At 36.3% G+C, this 15,048-nt stretch carries 16 protein-coding genes and 1 pseudogene; 5 read left to right on the forward strand and 12 right to left on the reverse strand.

Annotation, left to right across the window (positions count from 1 at the left end; translation table 11 throughout):
- Nucleotides 1–485 precede the first annotated feature (485 nt).
- Nucleotides 486–2,624 carry a heavy metal translocating P-type ATPase gene (locus V7124_RS16180; RefSeq protein WP_335490944.1) on the reverse strand — a complete coding sequence of 713 codons (2,139 nt, stop codon included), beginning with the start codon at nt 2,622–2,624 and terminating at the stop codon, nt 486–488.
- Between the two features lie 263 nt (nt 2,625–2,887).
- On the opposite strand from V7124_RS16180, the gene cccB reads away from it, so the two are divergent.
- From cccB to V7124_RS16195, 3 genes and pseudogenes are all read left to right on the forward strand, one after another.
- Nucleotides 2,888–3,226, forward strand: a complete 339-nt coding sequence (cccB, locus tag V7124_RS16185; protein ID WP_420490556.1) for a cytochrome c551 — start codon at nt 2,888–2,890, stop codon at nt 3,224–3,226.
- A gap of 152 nt (nt 3,227–3,378) precedes the next feature.
- Nucleotides 3,379–3,546: a hypothetical protein gene (locus V7124_RS16190; protein ID WP_335490951.1), complete on the forward strand. Its 168-nt coding sequence runs from the start codon at nt 3,379–3,381 to the stop codon at nt 3,544–3,546.
- An 18-nt stretch (nt 3,547–3,564) separates the two neighbouring features.
- Nucleotides 3,565–3,888: pseudogene (locus tag V7124_RS16195) on the forward strand (hypothetical protein); the annotation flags it as partial.
- Between the two features lie 61 nt (nt 3,889–3,949).
- On the opposite strand, the gene V7124_RS16200 reads toward V7124_RS16195, so the two are convergent.
- The 9 genes from V7124_RS16200 to V7124_RS16240 form a co-directional block, all read right to left on the reverse strand.
- Entirely contained in the window at nt 3,950–4,552 is a 603-nt protein-coding gene (locus V7124_RS16200; protein WP_335490956.1) for an alpha/beta hydrolase, read from the reverse strand.
- Between the two features lie 27 nt (nt 4,553–4,579).
- On the reverse strand, nt 4,580–5,188 hold the full coding sequence (locus tag V7124_RS16205) for a flavin reductase family protein (RefSeq protein ID WP_335490959.1): 609 nt from the start codon (nt 5,186–5,188) through the stop codon (nt 4,580–4,582).
- A gap of 123 nt (nt 5,189–5,311) precedes the next feature.
- Nucleotides 5,312–5,740 (reverse strand): MarR family winged helix-turn-helix transcriptional regulator, encoded by a 429-nt coding sequence (locus V7124_RS16210; protein ID WP_335490962.1) that lies wholly within the window; start codon nt 5,738–5,740, stop codon nt 5,312–5,314.
- Nucleotides 5,741–5,856: 116 nt separating this feature from the next.
- Nucleotides 5,857–7,023 (reverse strand): glucose-1-phosphate adenylyltransferase, encoded by a 1,167-nt coding sequence (locus tag V7124_RS16215; protein ID WP_335490965.1) that lies wholly within the window; start codon nt 7,021–7,023, stop codon nt 5,857–5,859.
- A 286-nt stretch (nt 7,024–7,309) separates the two neighbouring features.
- Nucleotides 7,310–7,876, reverse strand: coding sequence for a 5' nucleotidase, NT5C type (locus V7124_RS16220; RefSeq protein ID WP_335490969.1), 567 nt, complete (start codon nt 7,874–7,876; stop codon nt 7,310–7,312).
- A gap of 4 nt (nt 7,877–7,880) precedes the next feature.
- The gene (gene ribD / locus V7124_RS16225; protein WP_335490973.1) at nt 7,881–8,984 is read right to left on the reverse strand and encodes a bifunctional diaminohydroxyphosphoribosylaminopyrimidine deaminase/5-amino-6-(5-phosphoribosylamino)uracil reductase RibD; all 1,104 of its coding nucleotides are present in this window, start codon (nt 8,982–8,984) and stop codon (nt 7,881–7,883) included.
- Nucleotides 8,971–9,729: a GTP cyclohydrolase II gene (locus tag V7124_RS16230; RefSeq protein WP_335490975.1), complete on the reverse strand. Its 759-nt coding sequence runs from the start codon at nt 9,727–9,729 to the stop codon at nt 8,971–8,973. The genes ribD and V7124_RS16230 overlap by 14 nt, the downstream gene beginning before the upstream one ends.
- Nucleotides 9,730–9,808: 79 nt before the next feature.
- Nucleotides 9,809–10,444: a pentapeptide repeat-containing protein gene (locus tag V7124_RS16235; RefSeq protein WP_335490979.1), complete on the reverse strand. Its 636-nt coding sequence runs from the start codon at nt 10,442–10,444 to the stop codon at nt 9,809–9,811.
- Between the two features lie 69 nt (nt 10,445–10,513).
- A complete protein-coding gene (locus V7124_RS16240; protein WP_335416459.1) occupies nt 10,514–11,233 on the reverse strand; it encodes a YebC/PmpR family DNA-binding transcriptional regulator in 720 nt (239 codons plus the stop codon).
- Nucleotides 11,234–11,447: 214 nt separating this feature from the next.
- On the opposite strand from V7124_RS16240, the gene V7124_RS16245 reads away from it, so the two are divergent.
- Complete coding sequence (locus tag V7124_RS16245) at nt 11,448–11,624, forward strand: hypothetical protein (RefSeq protein ID WP_335416456.1); 177 nt, start codon at nt 11,448–11,450, stop codon at nt 11,622–11,624.
- A 27-nt stretch (nt 11,625–11,651) separates the two neighbouring features.
- Here the strand turns inward: V7124_RS16245 and V7124_RS16250 are convergent, their stop codons facing one another.
- Nucleotides 11,652–12,452: a hypothetical protein gene (locus V7124_RS16250; RefSeq protein WP_335490983.1), complete on the reverse strand. Its 801-nt coding sequence runs from the start codon at nt 12,450–12,452 to the stop codon at nt 11,652–11,654.
- 164 nt (nt 12,453–12,616) lie between these two features.
- Here V7124_RS16250 and V7124_RS16255 point away from each other — a divergent pair, with 164 nt between their 5' ends.
- Nucleotides 12,617–13,303, forward strand: a complete 687-nt coding sequence (locus V7124_RS16255) for a VanZ family protein (RefSeq protein WP_335416452.1) — start codon at nt 12,617–12,619, stop codon at nt 13,301–13,303.
- Between the two features lie 13 nt (nt 13,304–13,316).
- Here V7124_RS16255 and V7124_RS16260 read toward each other — a convergent pair whose 3' ends face one another.
- Nucleotides 13,317–14,672 (reverse strand): arsenic transporter, encoded by a 1,356-nt coding sequence (locus V7124_RS16260; protein WP_335416450.1) that lies wholly within the window; start codon nt 14,670–14,672, stop codon nt 13,317–13,319.
- Nucleotides 14,673–15,048: the final 376 nt, after the last annotated feature.

The raw sequence follows: 15,048 nt of genomic DNA on the forward strand, positions 1-15,048 counted from the left end.
CGGTTATGGGATCAGGTAAACACCAGAGTTGATAATTAGGCGGAAAATTCCGCCTAATTGGTAATTATTATTAAAAAAGGTTTAAATAGACGGAGAGATTCCGCCTAATGACTCAAAAAATATGAAAATGGGAGATTTTTCTTTGAATAACCGGAAAACTCCGCTTATATACCCTGAAACGAGCCCCATTTTGCATATAACCGGAAAATCTCCGCTTATTTTACTTTTGCTGGTTACTCGATTAAGGCAAGACTTCTTATTTAGAAGGGCGTGAGTTTTATCCTAAAAATCCAAGTGAACCGATTCACAAGTAATTGAGGTTTTATATTTATAAGGTTTTTGTATTCCTAATAAAGAAACTCGCCCACTGGCGAGTTTTACTTTTTTATATACCATAACAATGGCGATACGACTGTCATTTTGGCACGTATTTTAAGAAAAGCACCTCAAAACGGAACCCTTTAAGGTATTCTCAACAACTGTTTTTATTTTTTATTTTTCACACTGAGCAGTCTTAACCCATTAAGTGTAACAATAAGTGTAGCACCCATATCCGCAAAGATGGCAATCCACAGTGTGAGCCAACCTGGTATGACCAACAATAAGGCAACAAGTTTAATTCCTAGTGAGAAGGAAATGTTTTGCTTGATAATCATTAAAGCTTTTCTACTTAGTTGTAGTGTAAATGGAAGTTTGCTTAAATCATCTGCCATTAAAGCAATATCAGCTGTTTCAAGTGCAGTGTCGGTACCTGCCCCACCCATGGCAATCCCTACAGTTGCTGCAGCTAACGCTGGTGCATCATTCACCCCATCCCCCACCATGGCTACATGATCATATTCCCCTTTTAGTTCTTTAATAATGGTCAATTTGTCTTGTGGGAGTAATTCTGCTTTTATGGTAGAAACACCTACCTGATTTCCGATTGCGTTCGCAGTCCCGATATTATCACCCGTTAACATGATTGTTTTTTGAATTCCTAATTTGTGAAGTTTCTTTATAACGGATTTACTGTTCCCTCTTACTTCATCTGCAACTGCCATAAGAGCTGCAATTTCTGTTTCAGTGCCAGCTACCATTACTGTCTTCCCTTTATTTTGAAGGTCAGATATGTTCTTTTTCAAATACGGTGGAATTCCATCTAGTAAGACTTCGTCAAATAACTTGGGACTGCCGACAAAATACATTTTTCCATTAACCTTACCTTTAATCCCTTTTCCAGTTATTGAAGTGAGGTCTTCTATAGCAAGTCCTTGGTAAGGCAGCTTTTCCTGTTCTGCTTTTTTCATGATGGCTGAAGCCAATGGATGTTGTGAACCATGTTCTAGTGCAGCGATAATGGCAAAGATTTCATTTGGATTTTTATTTTCCAGTGGCAGGTAATCTGTGACAACCGGTACGCCTTCAGTGAGGGTTCCTGTTTTATCAAAGGCAATCGCTTTAATCGCTCCCATTTCCTCTAGATGAATACCGCCTTTAATGAGCACACCATTTCTAGCTGCATTTCCAATAGCCGTTACAATCGCCACCGGAGTTGAAATGACAAGTGCACATGGACATCCAACCACTAGAACCGCTAAACCCTGGTAGATCCATTTATCCCAATCTGCACCAAAGAACATAGGTGGTATTACTGCAACGCCCAATGCGATTAGCATAATAACTGGCGTGTAATACTTAGCAAATCGATCAACAAATGCTTGGGATGGTGCTCTTTGGGCTTGCGCTTCCTCAACAAGATGAATGATTTTAGCGATGGTTGTATCATCCACATGTTTGGTAACTCTAACCTCAATCAATCCTTCTTCATTTAATGTTCCAGCGAACACTTCATCCTCAAGTGTTTTTGCTACTGGCACAGATTCACCAGTAATGGAAGCCTGATTCACGGTTGATAATCCTTTAACAACGATTCCATCCATAGCGATTTTTTGCCCTGGTTTTACAATCATGATATCGCCGATTTGAATATCACCTACTTCAACGGTGAATTCCTTATGATCTCTCCGAATCAAAGCATCCATAGGAGCGATATCCATTAACGAACGAATCGATTGCCTCGCTTTGTCCATGGAATAAGATTCAAGCGCTTCACTTATTGCAAACAGGATAACTACAGTTGCTCCTTCCCCCCATTCTCCTATAAATGCGGCACCAATGACAGCAATCGTCATTAAGGTTTTCATATCAAATTCAAAACGAATTAAGTTTTTTATACCAGTAGTAAATAGGCGGTACCCACCAATAAAAATAGACGCACCATAGGCTAGAATGGACTCGATACTCTCTTCGCCGTTCAATTGAGCAGCCATCCATCCAATAAGAAGGAAAACAATCGAGATGATGACCGTTGAGTGTTTTTGTAAGAACGGAACTTTTTTCTCTTCTATTCTTTGCTTTTCAGGAAAGACTTTTAAATTTTCAAAGGCTCCTGCTTTTTCAATTTCCACTACGGTGGTATCACCATAAACCGTTAGTTTGGCAGCACCAAAATTTACACTCGCATCTAAAACACCATCCAGGTGTTTTACGTTCTTTTCGAACTTTGTGGCACAGCTGGCTCAGGTGAACCCTTGTACACGGTAAACATTTTTCTCATTATCTTTTTCCAAAGCGTTGTTCATGAACTTTCCCCTCCATCGGTGAGCAAAAGTGTATGAAATCAGTGTCATTCATTATTGAACCCAATTCACCAATACTCATCATCATTCAAATGTACATTTGATTATATTATATTCATAATGAATAAAACGGTCAAAGGAATATTTGAATGTTTTGCAAAAAAACTGAAATAGGTTTACACGTTTTTCCAGCACTTGATGAGAACGTCCATTAGAATATTTCCAAGTTAAAATTGAAACCCTACTAGTAGTTGGAGGTGAACAATATTAAAAAGTGGATTTATGGAATTATTTGTGTAGCCTTTCTTGGCTTTATCACCGCATGCGGTGGAGGAGATGAAGAAACGGAACAAGACAACACACCCTCCGAAAAACAAGAACAAACTGCCGACGCTGGAGATGCTTTATTTCAACAAAGCTGCGCTTCCTGCCATGGTGGAGACTTAGTGAGCGGTGGAGCCCCGGATCTTGATAAGATTGGCTCAAAATATTCTAAAGATGAGATCGAAGCAATTATTGTTAACGGACAAGGTGGGATGCCTGGAGGAATTCTTAAAGGCGAAGATGCAGATGCTGTTGCATCGTGGCTTGCCGAGAAAAAGTAAGCAGTGGAAAACCAGAATGGGAATATCCTATCTGGTTTTTGTTTTTTGGGAGTAGATAAGGTGTATCATTTGATACACAACTTCATTTACACTACAATAATGGTAATAACCTTCAGAGGTTCGAAAATTTCTAAGCTAAAAAGGAGAACTACATGAAACAAAGAATTATTTTCTTGTTCCTTATATCTATTCTAGTATTAACTGCATGTGGACAAAAGACACTCAGCAAACCGATCACATTATTAAACCATGAACAGGAAGAGGTCACTTTTCCACTAGAAAAACCAACAGTGTTCTTTTTTATTACCAGCTATACCTGAGGGCTTTGTCACCAGCAACTAGTTAAGTTGCATGAAAACCTTGATAAATTAGCCGGCATGGATGTAGAAATGTACATAATCAGCAAAGATCTTCCTGAAGAATTAAATGCATTACATAAGGAATTGGAAGCAAACTTTGGTCAAAGCATCTCCTTTGTATCGGATCCTAAGTTAGAATTAATTGATGTCATGGACATGAAAAATGGTGATGTTGCATATAGAGGTTACGCAATGATGGATAAAGGTGGGAAAGTGATTTTCAATACTATCAATGATCATTGGGGCGAGCAAATCGATAACACCGTAGATGAGATAAAGAAGGAATATAGTACCCTTAAATAGAATATTTTCCACCGAAAGAAGCTAATCAGTAGCAATGTACTGATTAGCTTTTTATATCAGATTATAATTTACGATACCATTGAGCTGCGTGTTCTACTTCTTCCCTGGTCAACTGGTGACCGTTATGCTCCCAATGAATATCAACTTTAGCATTTGCATTTTTTAAAAGTGATTGTAATTCAGTGGATTCCAATGGTGAACAGATTGGATCGTTTGTTCCAGCTGCTATGAATACGGATTTTCCTGTTAAGTCTGGTAGTTCGATTCCACTTATCGGTACCATTGGATGATGGAGAATAGCACCCTTTAATGCATTTTGATAGTGAAATAATAAACTAGCTGCAATATTGGCACCATTTGAATAACCAATGGCGATAATATTATCACGGTCAAAATCATATTTAACCGCTGCTTCATCTAGAAACTCGTTTAATTCCTTTGTTCTAAAAATTAAATCCTCTATATCAAATACCCCTTCTGCTAATCGGCGGAAAAAACGAGGCATTCCATTTTCTAAAACATTCCCACGGACACTCAACACAGATGCTTCGTCATCAATCATTCCTGCAAGTGGCAGCAGGTCTAATTCAGTCCCCCCTGTTCCATGGAGCATGAGGAAAGTTGGTTTTTTTGAATCTTTTCCCTTATTAAATATGTGTTTCATTTCTATTTACCTCCAGATACTAAGCATTTATTTAGGTCTTTCTAGTGAAAATAGATCGCCAATTTTAGCATAATTCGTACCAGCCAATCGACTGACCGCACCTAACCCATGGGGATCAATTCTACCATTTTTGTAAATCTCTTCTTCAATATGAAATTGAACGACTTTCCCTATGATCAAATCACATCCTGGAGAATCATGCCCCCCTAATTCTAGCGAATGTTCTAACGTGCACTCCATTCGAATTTTTGCTTCCTTAACCCCAGGTACGGATATTTTTACACTATCTATAGGTGTTAGCTTTGCTAATCCTATTTCACTTTCATTTGACGGAAGGCTAGCCGCAGTTTTATTTATTTTTTCAACATTTTGCTCATCCACTATATGAACGACGAACTCCTTTGAATGCAGGATATTTCTTGCTGTATCCTTTTGTTTTCCCTTTGATCGTTGTATCGCTAATGAAATCATAGGGGGATTGGATGAAACAATATTAAAATAACTAAATGGCGCACCATTCAAGTTAGCTTCCTCAGATATGGATGTGACAAATGCGATTGGTCGTGGAATAATACTTCCGATTAAAAATTTGTAATTCTCTCTTTCAGTCATTTCCGATGGATCAATAGATAGCATAAAATCATTCCTTTGTGTTTAATTCTCTTACTTAACTAGTATCAAATTTACCCTCATAGATTAACTTATCATACCAATTAATCGATTGCAAAGAATCTTGAATTCAAGATATAAACCAAAGAATTATATCTCTATTTTTCCCTTCACTTTTTCCAAAAGTTGTATGATTGTTTCTGTTTCATCCGGATTTAGGGCATCAAAAATAAAATCTACTAACTGTTGGTGTTTAGGCATAATTTCTAGCATGAGTTCTTTACCTTCATCCGTTAATGTAACATGAATGACACGACGGTCATTTAGACAATCATTTCGTTGAATGAGGCCCCTTTTTTCTAACTTATCAATAACATATGTCATGGACCCACTAGATATTAAAATGCGACTCCCAATTTGCTGAATGGTTTGTTTCTCTTTATAATAAAGTACTTCTAAAACTGAAAATTCGGTAACACTTAAATTGTTTTTTGACATTTCATCTCGAATTCGATCCTGAATTGCTTTTGAAGTTTGCATGATTAATAAAAATGGTGTGTTTGTACATTTCACATTCATTTTATTCACCCCCTGCTATTATTTTGAATTAAAATATCTTGAATATGAGATAATAATATGACAATGTCGAGATAAAGTCAAGAAAAAAGCGAAATCCTCTACGAAATCGCTTCATTTCATATTTTATTGACTTTTTCCAACGATTTTTGAATCGTTTGATTATCCCCAATCAAAGTAATATCACTGAAGGGTTCAGAATTCCCTATTTTAATTCTTTCTCCAATTACACTTCCACTTCCGATAACCGAACGGTTTATCAACGCATTCACACCGATTATGGCATTTGGCAAAATAACAGAATCCTTTATATACGCACCTTTTGCAACAGTTACCCCATTAAAGAGAACTGAATTTTCCACCCTGCCAAATACCTTACAGCCTTCACTAATTATCGATGTACTTAAGGATGCTTCAGCATCCAAGTACATCGGTGGCTGCGGTAATCCGGAAGTATATATTTTCCATTCCTCATTAACTATGATTGGATTGGTACGTGCTGACAATAAATCCATATTGGCTTCCCAAAAGCTCTCGACTGTTCCAACATCCTTCCAATAACCCTCGAATTGATAAGCATGAAGGTGGCGATGATCGCGAATCATTGATGGAATCACATCTTTGCCAAAATCCTTTGAAGAAGATGGGTTGTTCTCCTCTTTTACTAGATATTTTTTTAAAATTGGCCAATTGAATAGATAGATTCCCATTGATGCGAGATTAGATTTTGGTTGATTCGGTTTTTCCTCGAAATCAATGATTGTCTGTGAATCAGGTTCAATATTGACGATCCCAAACCGGTTAGCCTCACTCCAAGGGACATTTATTACAGAAAGGGTCGCATCCGCTCCTGATTGCTTATGCTCAACGACCATTTTAGTGTAATCCATTTTATAGATATGATCACCTGATAGAATGAGAACATATTCTGGATTTTGACTTTCTATATAGTCAATGTTTTCGAATACGGCATGCGCCGTTCCTTCGTAGCTATTTTCTCCATTATCATTATGATTCGGCTGAAGGATGGCGACACCACCAATTTTTCGATTTAACCCCCATTTTCCTCCATCCTCAATATAGGTTTGAAGGGTCTCTTGTTTATATTGAGTAAGGATTCCAACGGTATCAATGCTAGAGTTTTTGCAGTTACTTAAAGCAAAGTCAATAATCCTATACTTACCGCCAAACGGGACAGCTGGCTTTGCTACATTTTTGGTTAATTCCTTTAGTCTTGATCCCTTCCCTCCGGCTAACAACATGGCGATACATTGTTTTTTTGTCATCGGTACCTCCTCTTAGTCAATTATTTATCCGTATGTAAGAACCACTTCGCCCTCATTGTAGCACCCTTGTATAACATTAATGAATCAATATATTACGACGGTGAATACGCGTTTTCGACGTATTTCCTTATTATTTAATAGATAATCAAATAGTTGTGATTGACCGGTAATCATTTCAACTTGATTATGTCGAAAAGGAACGACGTAATAATTGAAATATATGATCATCTCGTGAATAAATACCTAAAAAAACACGCTGAAAAAATATCTCAGCGTGTTTCCTTTATTAGTCTTTTTTTAATGCTCCCATTAATTCCGTCCAGTCTAGAATTCGAGAATAATGTAAATGGCGATTGTATGACTGGTCCCTTACAAAAATTTTTAAAGATTCATCTGAAAGTGTGTCTAGAACTTCAGCTTTATCATCAAAATAATAATCAAGCTGTAGTTCCTTAATGATTTCTACTTTTTCATGATCCTGCATCCCATAGTAAAACCGGTCATCTCTAACAGGAAAGCCTTGTTCTCGCATCCAAACCTTCGTTTTTTCTCCATGTTCCTTCGGTCTTGCCGTTATGTAGTAGATTTCGTGCCCCTTTTTATCTAGCTCCTGTAACGTTTCAACTGCATTTGGAAAGGGAGGACAGTTGGTAAAATAAATCTCTTCTAGTGAAGATTTCCACATTGAACTTCCCTGTTCATCCGTTAATCCGAAGGGTTCATGGATTTCAACCCTTTTCAATGCGTGAAAATCTTCGATGGGTACACTTTTATTTAACCTTTTATTGTATATCGTAAAAGCATGTTCTCTTAAATTGATGAGTGTGTCATCAATATCGAAACCAAATTTCATTTTCTTATGGCTCCTCATGGGTGTAGATTGGATACCCTGTAAATTTATAATCTTTGCCGATTTGATGTACAGAAAGCTCGGACAGTTCCACTGCATCTTTCATCTTATCCATCCCAGTACCTGCAAGGAAAGACGGAGCAAGCTGACCACCAATAATTTTTGGTGCCATATATAGGACAATCTTATCAATTAATTTATTTTCTAAGAACGACCAGTTAATGGTACCTCCTCCTTCGATTAGCACAGAGGAGACTTGTTTTTCACCTAATATTTGCATGACTTCAATAGGATTAACATGTTTCGAACCACTAGTTTGAATAACAGTAACCCCTAAACCTTCTAGGATTTTTCGCTTTTCTTTATCGTGGTGTTCACTTGTAAATATCCATGTTTCAGCTAGCTTATCAATGATGACTTTTGATTCTAACGGGATTCTTAATGTAGAATCTAAGATGATTCTAATTGGGTTACGGCCATTCGGAATACGTGTCGTAAGCTCTGGATCATCTTCAATTACCGTATTAACACCAACTAAAATCCCCATATTCTCATTTCTAAGATGGTGGACATCTTCTCTTGCTGCCTCGGAAGTAATCCACTTACTGTCAAAAGAATGGGTGGCGATTTTACCATCTAAGGTGGTCCCAGCCTTCATTGTTACATAAGGAGTTTTTTCGATAATGAATTTATTAAATACTTCATTCATTCGTTGTGATTCATCTTGACGAACGCCAATAATTACTTCAATACCAGCATCCTCTAAGATTTTTACACCACTTCCTGAAACAACTGGATTTGGATCAAGGGTTGCAATCACAACCTGTTTAATTCCAGCTTCGACAATAGCTACTGCACAAGGCCCTGTTCTGCCATGATGGGAACATGGTTCGAGGGTTACATAAATGGTTCCCCCTTTTGCCTTCTCACCAGCCATACGTAAAGCGTGAATTTCAGCATGAGGTTCGCCAGCCTTCAAATGGGACCCAATCCCAACAATTCGGTTATCATTAACGATAACCGATCCAACTAAGGGGTTTGGGTCAGTTTGACCTTTCATCGCCTGTGCATTTTTAAGGGCTAAATCCATATAAAATTCATGATTGGTCATTTGAATATGCCCTTTCTTCTTCTAGATGACCAGACTTATTAATTTTCGTCTGTAAATATTTCTCATTATATTCGGATACATCTCCCCATAACGGTTGACGAGCTGTAACCACAAGTCCTGCTTCTTTTAATGCATTTAGCTTCTTAGGGTTATTGGTCATCAGGGTTACAGGCTTTTGTCGAATTGCCTTGAGAACCTGAATGGCATCACTATAGTTTCTTGAATCATCAACAAACCCCAGACCCTCATTTGCTTCGACCGTGTCATAGCCATTTTCTTGAAGAACATAAGCCATGGCCTTACTGAATAAACCAATTCCCCGTCCTTCATGGTTAGCTAGATAGAAAAGTGCGCCTGTTCCATGGTCCTGGATCATTTTCATTGATTGCTTCAACTGATATCCGCAATCACAACGCTTACTGCCAAAAATATCTCCTGTATGACAAATAGAATGCATCCGTATAATTGCATCCGGAGCATATTCAAAATCGCCATAAACTAAGACACTTGACTGCTGAAATTCCGCTAAGTTAGCAGAGGATAATTTATCAATGATCCTTTCAAAATCCTCGGTAACCTCGTCACAATTCAACCAGCAGTACCACTTGAAATCAACGGTTTCTCCATATAAGTTAACAGGAAGCTTAATAGGACCCACTAAATATATGGCACCTTTCTCTGTTTTTATCAATTGAATCTTATCTTCTAGTACAGCTAGTACCCTAGAATCCAATGCTTGTTTCATTGCAATATCCCCTTTTTTTATATAGTGTGTCTTTTTTGTTTTTATTTCATCCCAATCCCACTATGCACTAATTTTAATCTTATTTTATTATCAAGCCTAGTAAACGTGCAAATCCTATGGCTTGATTTGATGTAACTTCACACCCAGCTAGATCATTTATTGAAACATTTATGCGATCAAAGGTACAACTACGTAGATCGATTCCTTTTAAAGGTGTTCTTTCAAAGCTTGCTTCATTAATATCACACTCTTTAAAGGCAACTTTAGTAAAGGTTGATTCATAATAATCAGCATTACGAAGGGAACAAGAATCAAAGAGCACCTGTTTTAATTTGGAATAACCAAACGAAATCAAATTTGCATTGCAGCTTCGAAAAAAAACATTGCCAAGTGAAGCGTCTGAAAGATTAAGACCAAGGATTTTGGAATCAATAAATTCAACACGATGTATACTGCCATTTCTAAAATCTGTATTTGATAGGTCACAGTGATCAAAAATAACGTCGGTTAATTCAATGTTTTTAAAGGATACATCTTTAAAAATCACATTTTTAAAAATAACTTGTTCAAACCTTATTCTATGTATATCTTCATTTATAACGGAACAATCTCTTATTATGCATAATTCAAAAAGATTTTCTTCATTGGGATAAAAGTCTAAAGGTTTTAAATCTTGTGGGATTTTCGGCCTTTGAATTTTCACTGTATTTGACATGATTTCTCCTTTCTTTACAAACTTTGAACAGAGAAGACCTCTGTTTAAAAACAAAGGTCTTCATTCGTCTTATTCACCTAAATCAACATTATGGTAAATTCGCTGTACATCTTCTAATTCTTCCAATACGTCAATCATTTTCTCAAATTTGGCTTGAGCATCTTCAGGCAGGGTTACTTCATTTTGGGCAAGCATGGTTAACTCTGCAACCGTAAATTCTGTAATTCCAGCATTTTTAAATGCTTCTTGGACAGCATGGAACTGATCCGGTTCTGCATAAACGATAACGGATTCCTCTTCCTCAAGGATGTCGCGTACGTCAACATCTGCTTCCATTAGGATTTCTAGGACTTCATCCGCTGTTTTTCCTTCAAGACCAATAACGGCAGTTGAATCGAACATATAGGCTACCGATCCGCTGACTCCCATATTTCCGCCATTTTTTCCAAATGCAGCACGAACATCAGAGGCAGTACGGTTAACATTGTTCGTTAATGCATCGACAATCACCATGGAACCATTTGGTCCAAAGCCTTCATAACGTAGTTCAGAATAACTTTCCTCTGATCCGCCTTTTGCCTTTTCTATTGCACGGTCGATAATGTGTCTTGGTACATTGTACGTTTTAGCACGTTCTAATACAAATTTTAAGGCCTGATTGGATTCAGGGTTTGGTTCCCCTCTTCTAGCTGCTACATAAATTTCTACTCCAAATTTCGCATAAATACGGCTTGTATTTGCATCTTTTGAAGCCTTCTTTTCTTTAATGTTGTTCCATTTACGACCCATTTTGTCCACTCGCTTTCAACTTTGAATCTACATAAAAAATAGTAATAAAAAAAGACAATTTCTTCAACTATTTTCTTGAATGATAGTTATACCAGATAATATTATACCGTATTTGTAAAATTTGTTAAGTATTAATCAATAATTCTTAGTTCTGTAACTGTTATCACAGCCTGGTAAGAGTTATTTTCTTATACTGTTATAAGGAGGTGTCGGCATGAAAGTATTGTATCCAATAAAAAACCTAGTAGACATCAAAGTAGTAAAAGAAACAATTAAGCCTTTTGGAGGTCGTTGTGCAAAAATAGTGGATGGGAATCTTGAGTATCAAATTAAAGATGAGAATCAAACCGCAGCATATGAAGCTTTGAAGGATAAAGCCTATATTGAATGAGTCAGGAAAATGAATTCCTGGCTTTTTTTATGTTAGTTTTAATTTTGCTATGAATTTGATTTCATTTTGAAACTTCTCGAGGATTTCTTTAAAGGTGGAATTAATAAGAAGAGGAAATAAGTTTTCGAGTGCCTCCTGATAATTTTGTCCTAATGCTTCTCGTAAAAGAACATATTCATGAAAAAGTAATGCTTTTTCAAAATCAATGCCAAGCTCATACAATCCTCTAAACAATGTTTCTTTTGGAATAACTTTAATCTTTTTAAATATTCTTTCATTTTTTTCAATAAATATTTCTTCCAAATACCGTGTCACATAATCTCGATACACCATTTGCCCGATATCATTTGTTTCTTTTTTTGTATGATTAAAACCAATCACTCCACCTTCCTTGTTTTCACGAATAATAAACGTTTTGTTCCCTTTTAAGTGCTGGATGAAGTTTTTTACACTTTTATCAAAGATTTTATTGAATTGAATGATTTGGTGAAGTTTAACAGCAAAGTCCGTATTTTCTTCACCGACAACAAATAGTCTGTCAACAATTGGCAACAGCTTTAAAACTCCTTCTGAAAGCTGGCTTGAAGCATCATATATGATAATATCATATTCCTTCTTCATGTTTTTAACGACGCGCTTTTGTTGTGTTAGTGTCAAATTTGAAAATTCATGAATGACTTCTTTTGTAAGTCCTTCTTTTTCTAATGTCCCATATGAAATAAATGCAGCAGATAAATCCGTATTCATTTTTAGCCAATGATAAATAGATAAAGACAATTCGGTTACACCTGATTTCGCTTTTGGCGAATAAAAGCCGACCAAATACATGTTACTCACCTGCCTTTTATTACTATAGTATTTAACTTTAGAAACAAAGGTTAAAGCTAATCCATTTTAATGCTAAACTTATTAAAAAAAGGCACTTCATCAGAAAATCCATTTTAACTTCCAATTGCAATAACCCTTTCGATTGAAAGGGCTGGTTTGTTGGAATGGGTAAAACTAATATTAAATTTGGAATTGGTGCTATAATGGAAAAAATAGTGAATGAGGTCAATAATATTATGAAAAAATCACTTTTACTATCTTTAATTATAGCTATCATTCTTTTTGCTCTTTTATCTACTGTATTAGTTCAATTGACATCCTATCTGCATCCTATCGTCTTAGGTGTTGTCTTATTCTGTATAGTTATAACAGTTTTCTTCATCATCATATGTATACGAAAGGAAACGATACAGCTTCGCTACTCTCATTTTTGTATGCTTTTACTGCTATACACGATTGCTTTATTCATTTTGCTATTCTTCCGACCTGGGAACCAAACCTATCAGTCAATTAATCTTGTTCCCTTTTCCACCATTGCTTTTTATCTAACAGGAAAATTGAATGGGTTGATTTCTTTTTATAATTTGGCCGCAAATATAGCTTTGTTCATTCCCTTTGGTTTATTTCTAAAGGTTAATAAATGTACTACTTTTCAATTATTCTATATTCCCATTCTTTTCGTTTCATCGATTGAGTTATTACAATACTTCACAGGGAGAGGAAGCTTGGATATTGATGATTTCATTTTGAATGTATTTGGATTTTTCCTAGGCTATTTACAATTTCCTCTTTTCAATCGCATTATTAAAGTCACACCCCATATCAAAAAAATAAGGACCACCAATTGGTGAATCCCCCGGATGATTAAACATAAACCAGTAATAACCAAAAATACAAGCTGACAAGTGAGAAAATTAACGCTGGAGGAATGACGATAATCGTAACTCGTAAGTATTCCATCCAAGTAACTGTAATTTTATTTACCCTAAGGATATGCATCCAAATTAATGTTGCTAACGTTCCAATTGGAAGTAATAATGATCCTATATCACTACCGATTATATTCGCAAGGTAGACTGTTTTTAGAGTAAGCGGTGGTAATCCCATTTCGGTAAGAGTAATCGTAGCGACCATCAATGCAGGATGGTTATTGAATAGGTTTGATAATACTCCTGTTATTACACCCATTGTAATACTTGCATGGAAAAGACTACCATGAACCAAAGATCCTAATTGTTCAACTAAGAAATTGGTTAAACCTATATTATGAAGACCATAGATAATGATGTACATATTAAAGGCGAAGATTAAGATATGCCATGGTGTTTTTAATAACATGTCCTTTGGACTTACACCAATTCGAATCCATCTCCAAATTAATAAGACGATTGACCCGATTACAGCCACGAATGAAACAGATATGCCGATAAAGGAAGCAACGAAAAGACTAAGTCGCATAATAAATACAAAGATAAGCATTTGGATCATGAGCTTTTTATGTTTATCAAAAATTTCTTCTGAATTTTTCTTTAAGGGGTGGTAGCGATTATTCTGATGTAATGGAATCGAGTAGGAATGGTAACGAAGCTGTTTCGGCAGTTCCTTTCTATAAACAAGGAATAATAAATAGGATAAGAATAACAAACCTAGAGTTCCTGGAACAAACATCATAGCAGTATGAAGATAAAGATCCATCCCAATAATTTTTAGAGCAATTAAATTAACAATATTACTTACACCAATAGGTGCACTGGAGGCAGTTGCGATTAAAGCACCACTTAATAAATAGGGGATCATTTGCCGTTTCTTCAGACCTAAATGTTTTAGTATTAATATTAGGATTGGGGTGGTAATTAATATACTTCCATCGTTGTTAAAGAAAAGTGTCATTAAAAAGCAAAGCAGTAAAGTGTACCAAAACAACCTTATACCCGAACCCTTTGATACCTTTAACATTAAAGCAGCTGTCCATTTAAAAAATCCAAAACTTTCAAGGACAATGGCCATGACGATCGTCGCTATTATCGTGATGGCAGCTCCTGTTACTTTAGAACTTATATCAAGTAAATCCACTAATGAGACACTTCCACTTACAAAAACCAGCACTGCTCCGATTGTCGCAGGGATTGCTTCGTTCATATTTTTCGGACGGATAAATATCATCACCATGGTTAGGATGAAAGCGAATATGGTGATGATCACCGTCGTTGGATGATACATAGTAGTTATTTCTCTCCTTTCAACAATCTAAATTCTTCAATTTCCTGTCTTCTCTTGTCCCTTGATCTATCATACGTAGGTTCTAAGGGGCTTGAACTAAACGAATATCTTGAATTTATGTAAATCAGCAGGTAACTAGAAAGTTTTTTAAAGTACCGGGTAGATTTATGCCTATTATTTTTGATATTTGTCTCTGACTACGTTCCAATTTATAAATAGAAGAATTCTAGTACTCTGAAAAATACAAAACCGATACTTTTTGAGTATCGGTTTTGTTATTATTGTGATACTTTATCTTCCTCTGCGACCGTGAGATCCATGGCTTCCACGGGAGCCATGGCTTCCGCGAGATCCGCAACTTCCACGAGATCCACGA

This window comes from Neobacillus niacini (genome assembly GCF_036961885.1).
GTDB classification, from domain to species: domain Bacteria; phylum Bacillota; class Bacilli; order Bacillales; family Cytobacillaceae; genus Neobacillus; species Neobacillus niacini_H.

Excerpts from the sequence above, each read along its gene's own strand:
- V7124_RS16215 (WP_335490965.1), bottom strand. The coding sequence starts at position 7,023 with ATGACAAAAAAACAATGTATCGCCATGTTGTTAGCCGGAGGGAAGGGA.
- V7124_RS16250 (WP_335490983.1), bottom strand. The coding sequence starts at position 12,452 with ATGTATTTGGTCGGCTTTTATTCGCCAAAAGCGAAATCAGGTGTAACC.
- V7124_RS16255 (WP_335416452.1), top strand. The coding sequence starts at position 12,617 with ATGGGTAAAACTAATATTAAATTTGGAATTGGTGCTATAATGGAAAAA.
- V7124_RS16190 (WP_335490951.1), top strand. The coding sequence starts at position 3,379 with ATGAAACAAAGAATTATTTTCTTGTTCCTTATATCTATTCTAGTATTA.
- V7124_RS16210 (WP_335490962.1), bottom strand. The coding sequence starts at position 5,740 with ATGAATGTGAAATGTACAAACACACCATTTTTATTAATCATGCAAACT.
- V7124_RS16260 (WP_335416450.1), bottom strand. The coding sequence starts at position 14,672 with ATGTATCATCCAACGACGGTGATCATCACCATATTCGCTTTCATCCTA.
- V7124_RS16230 (WP_335490975.1), bottom strand. The coding sequence starts at position 9,729 with ATGAAACAAGCATTGGATTCTAGGGTACTAGCTGTACTAGAAGATAAG.
- V7124_RS16220 (WP_335490969.1), bottom strand. The coding sequence starts at position 7,876 with ATGAAATTTGGTTTCGATATTGATGACACACTCATCAATTTAAGAGAA.
- V7124_RS16235 (WP_335490979.1), bottom strand. The coding sequence starts at position 10,444 with ATGTCAAATACAGTGAAAATTCAAAGGCCGAAAATCCCACAAGATTTA.
- V7124_RS16240 (WP_335416459.1), bottom strand. The coding sequence starts at position 11,233 with ATGGGTCGTAAATGGAACAACATTAAAGAAAAGAAGGCTTCAAAAGAT.
- V7124_RS16200 (WP_335490956.1), bottom strand. The coding sequence starts at position 4,552 with ATGAAACACATATTTAATAAGGGAAAAGATTCAAAAAAACCAACTTTC.
- V7124_RS16245 (WP_335416456.1), top strand. The coding sequence starts at position 11,448 with ATGAAAGTATTGTATCCAATAAAAAACCTAGTAGACATCAAAGTAGTA.
- V7124_RS16205 (WP_335490959.1), bottom strand. The coding sequence starts at position 5,188 with ATGCTATCTATTGATCCATCGGAAATGACTGAAAGAGAGAATTACAAA.
- ribD (WP_335490973.1), bottom strand. The coding sequence starts at position 8,984 with ATGACCAATCATGAATTTTATATGGATTTAGCCCTTAAAAATGCACAG.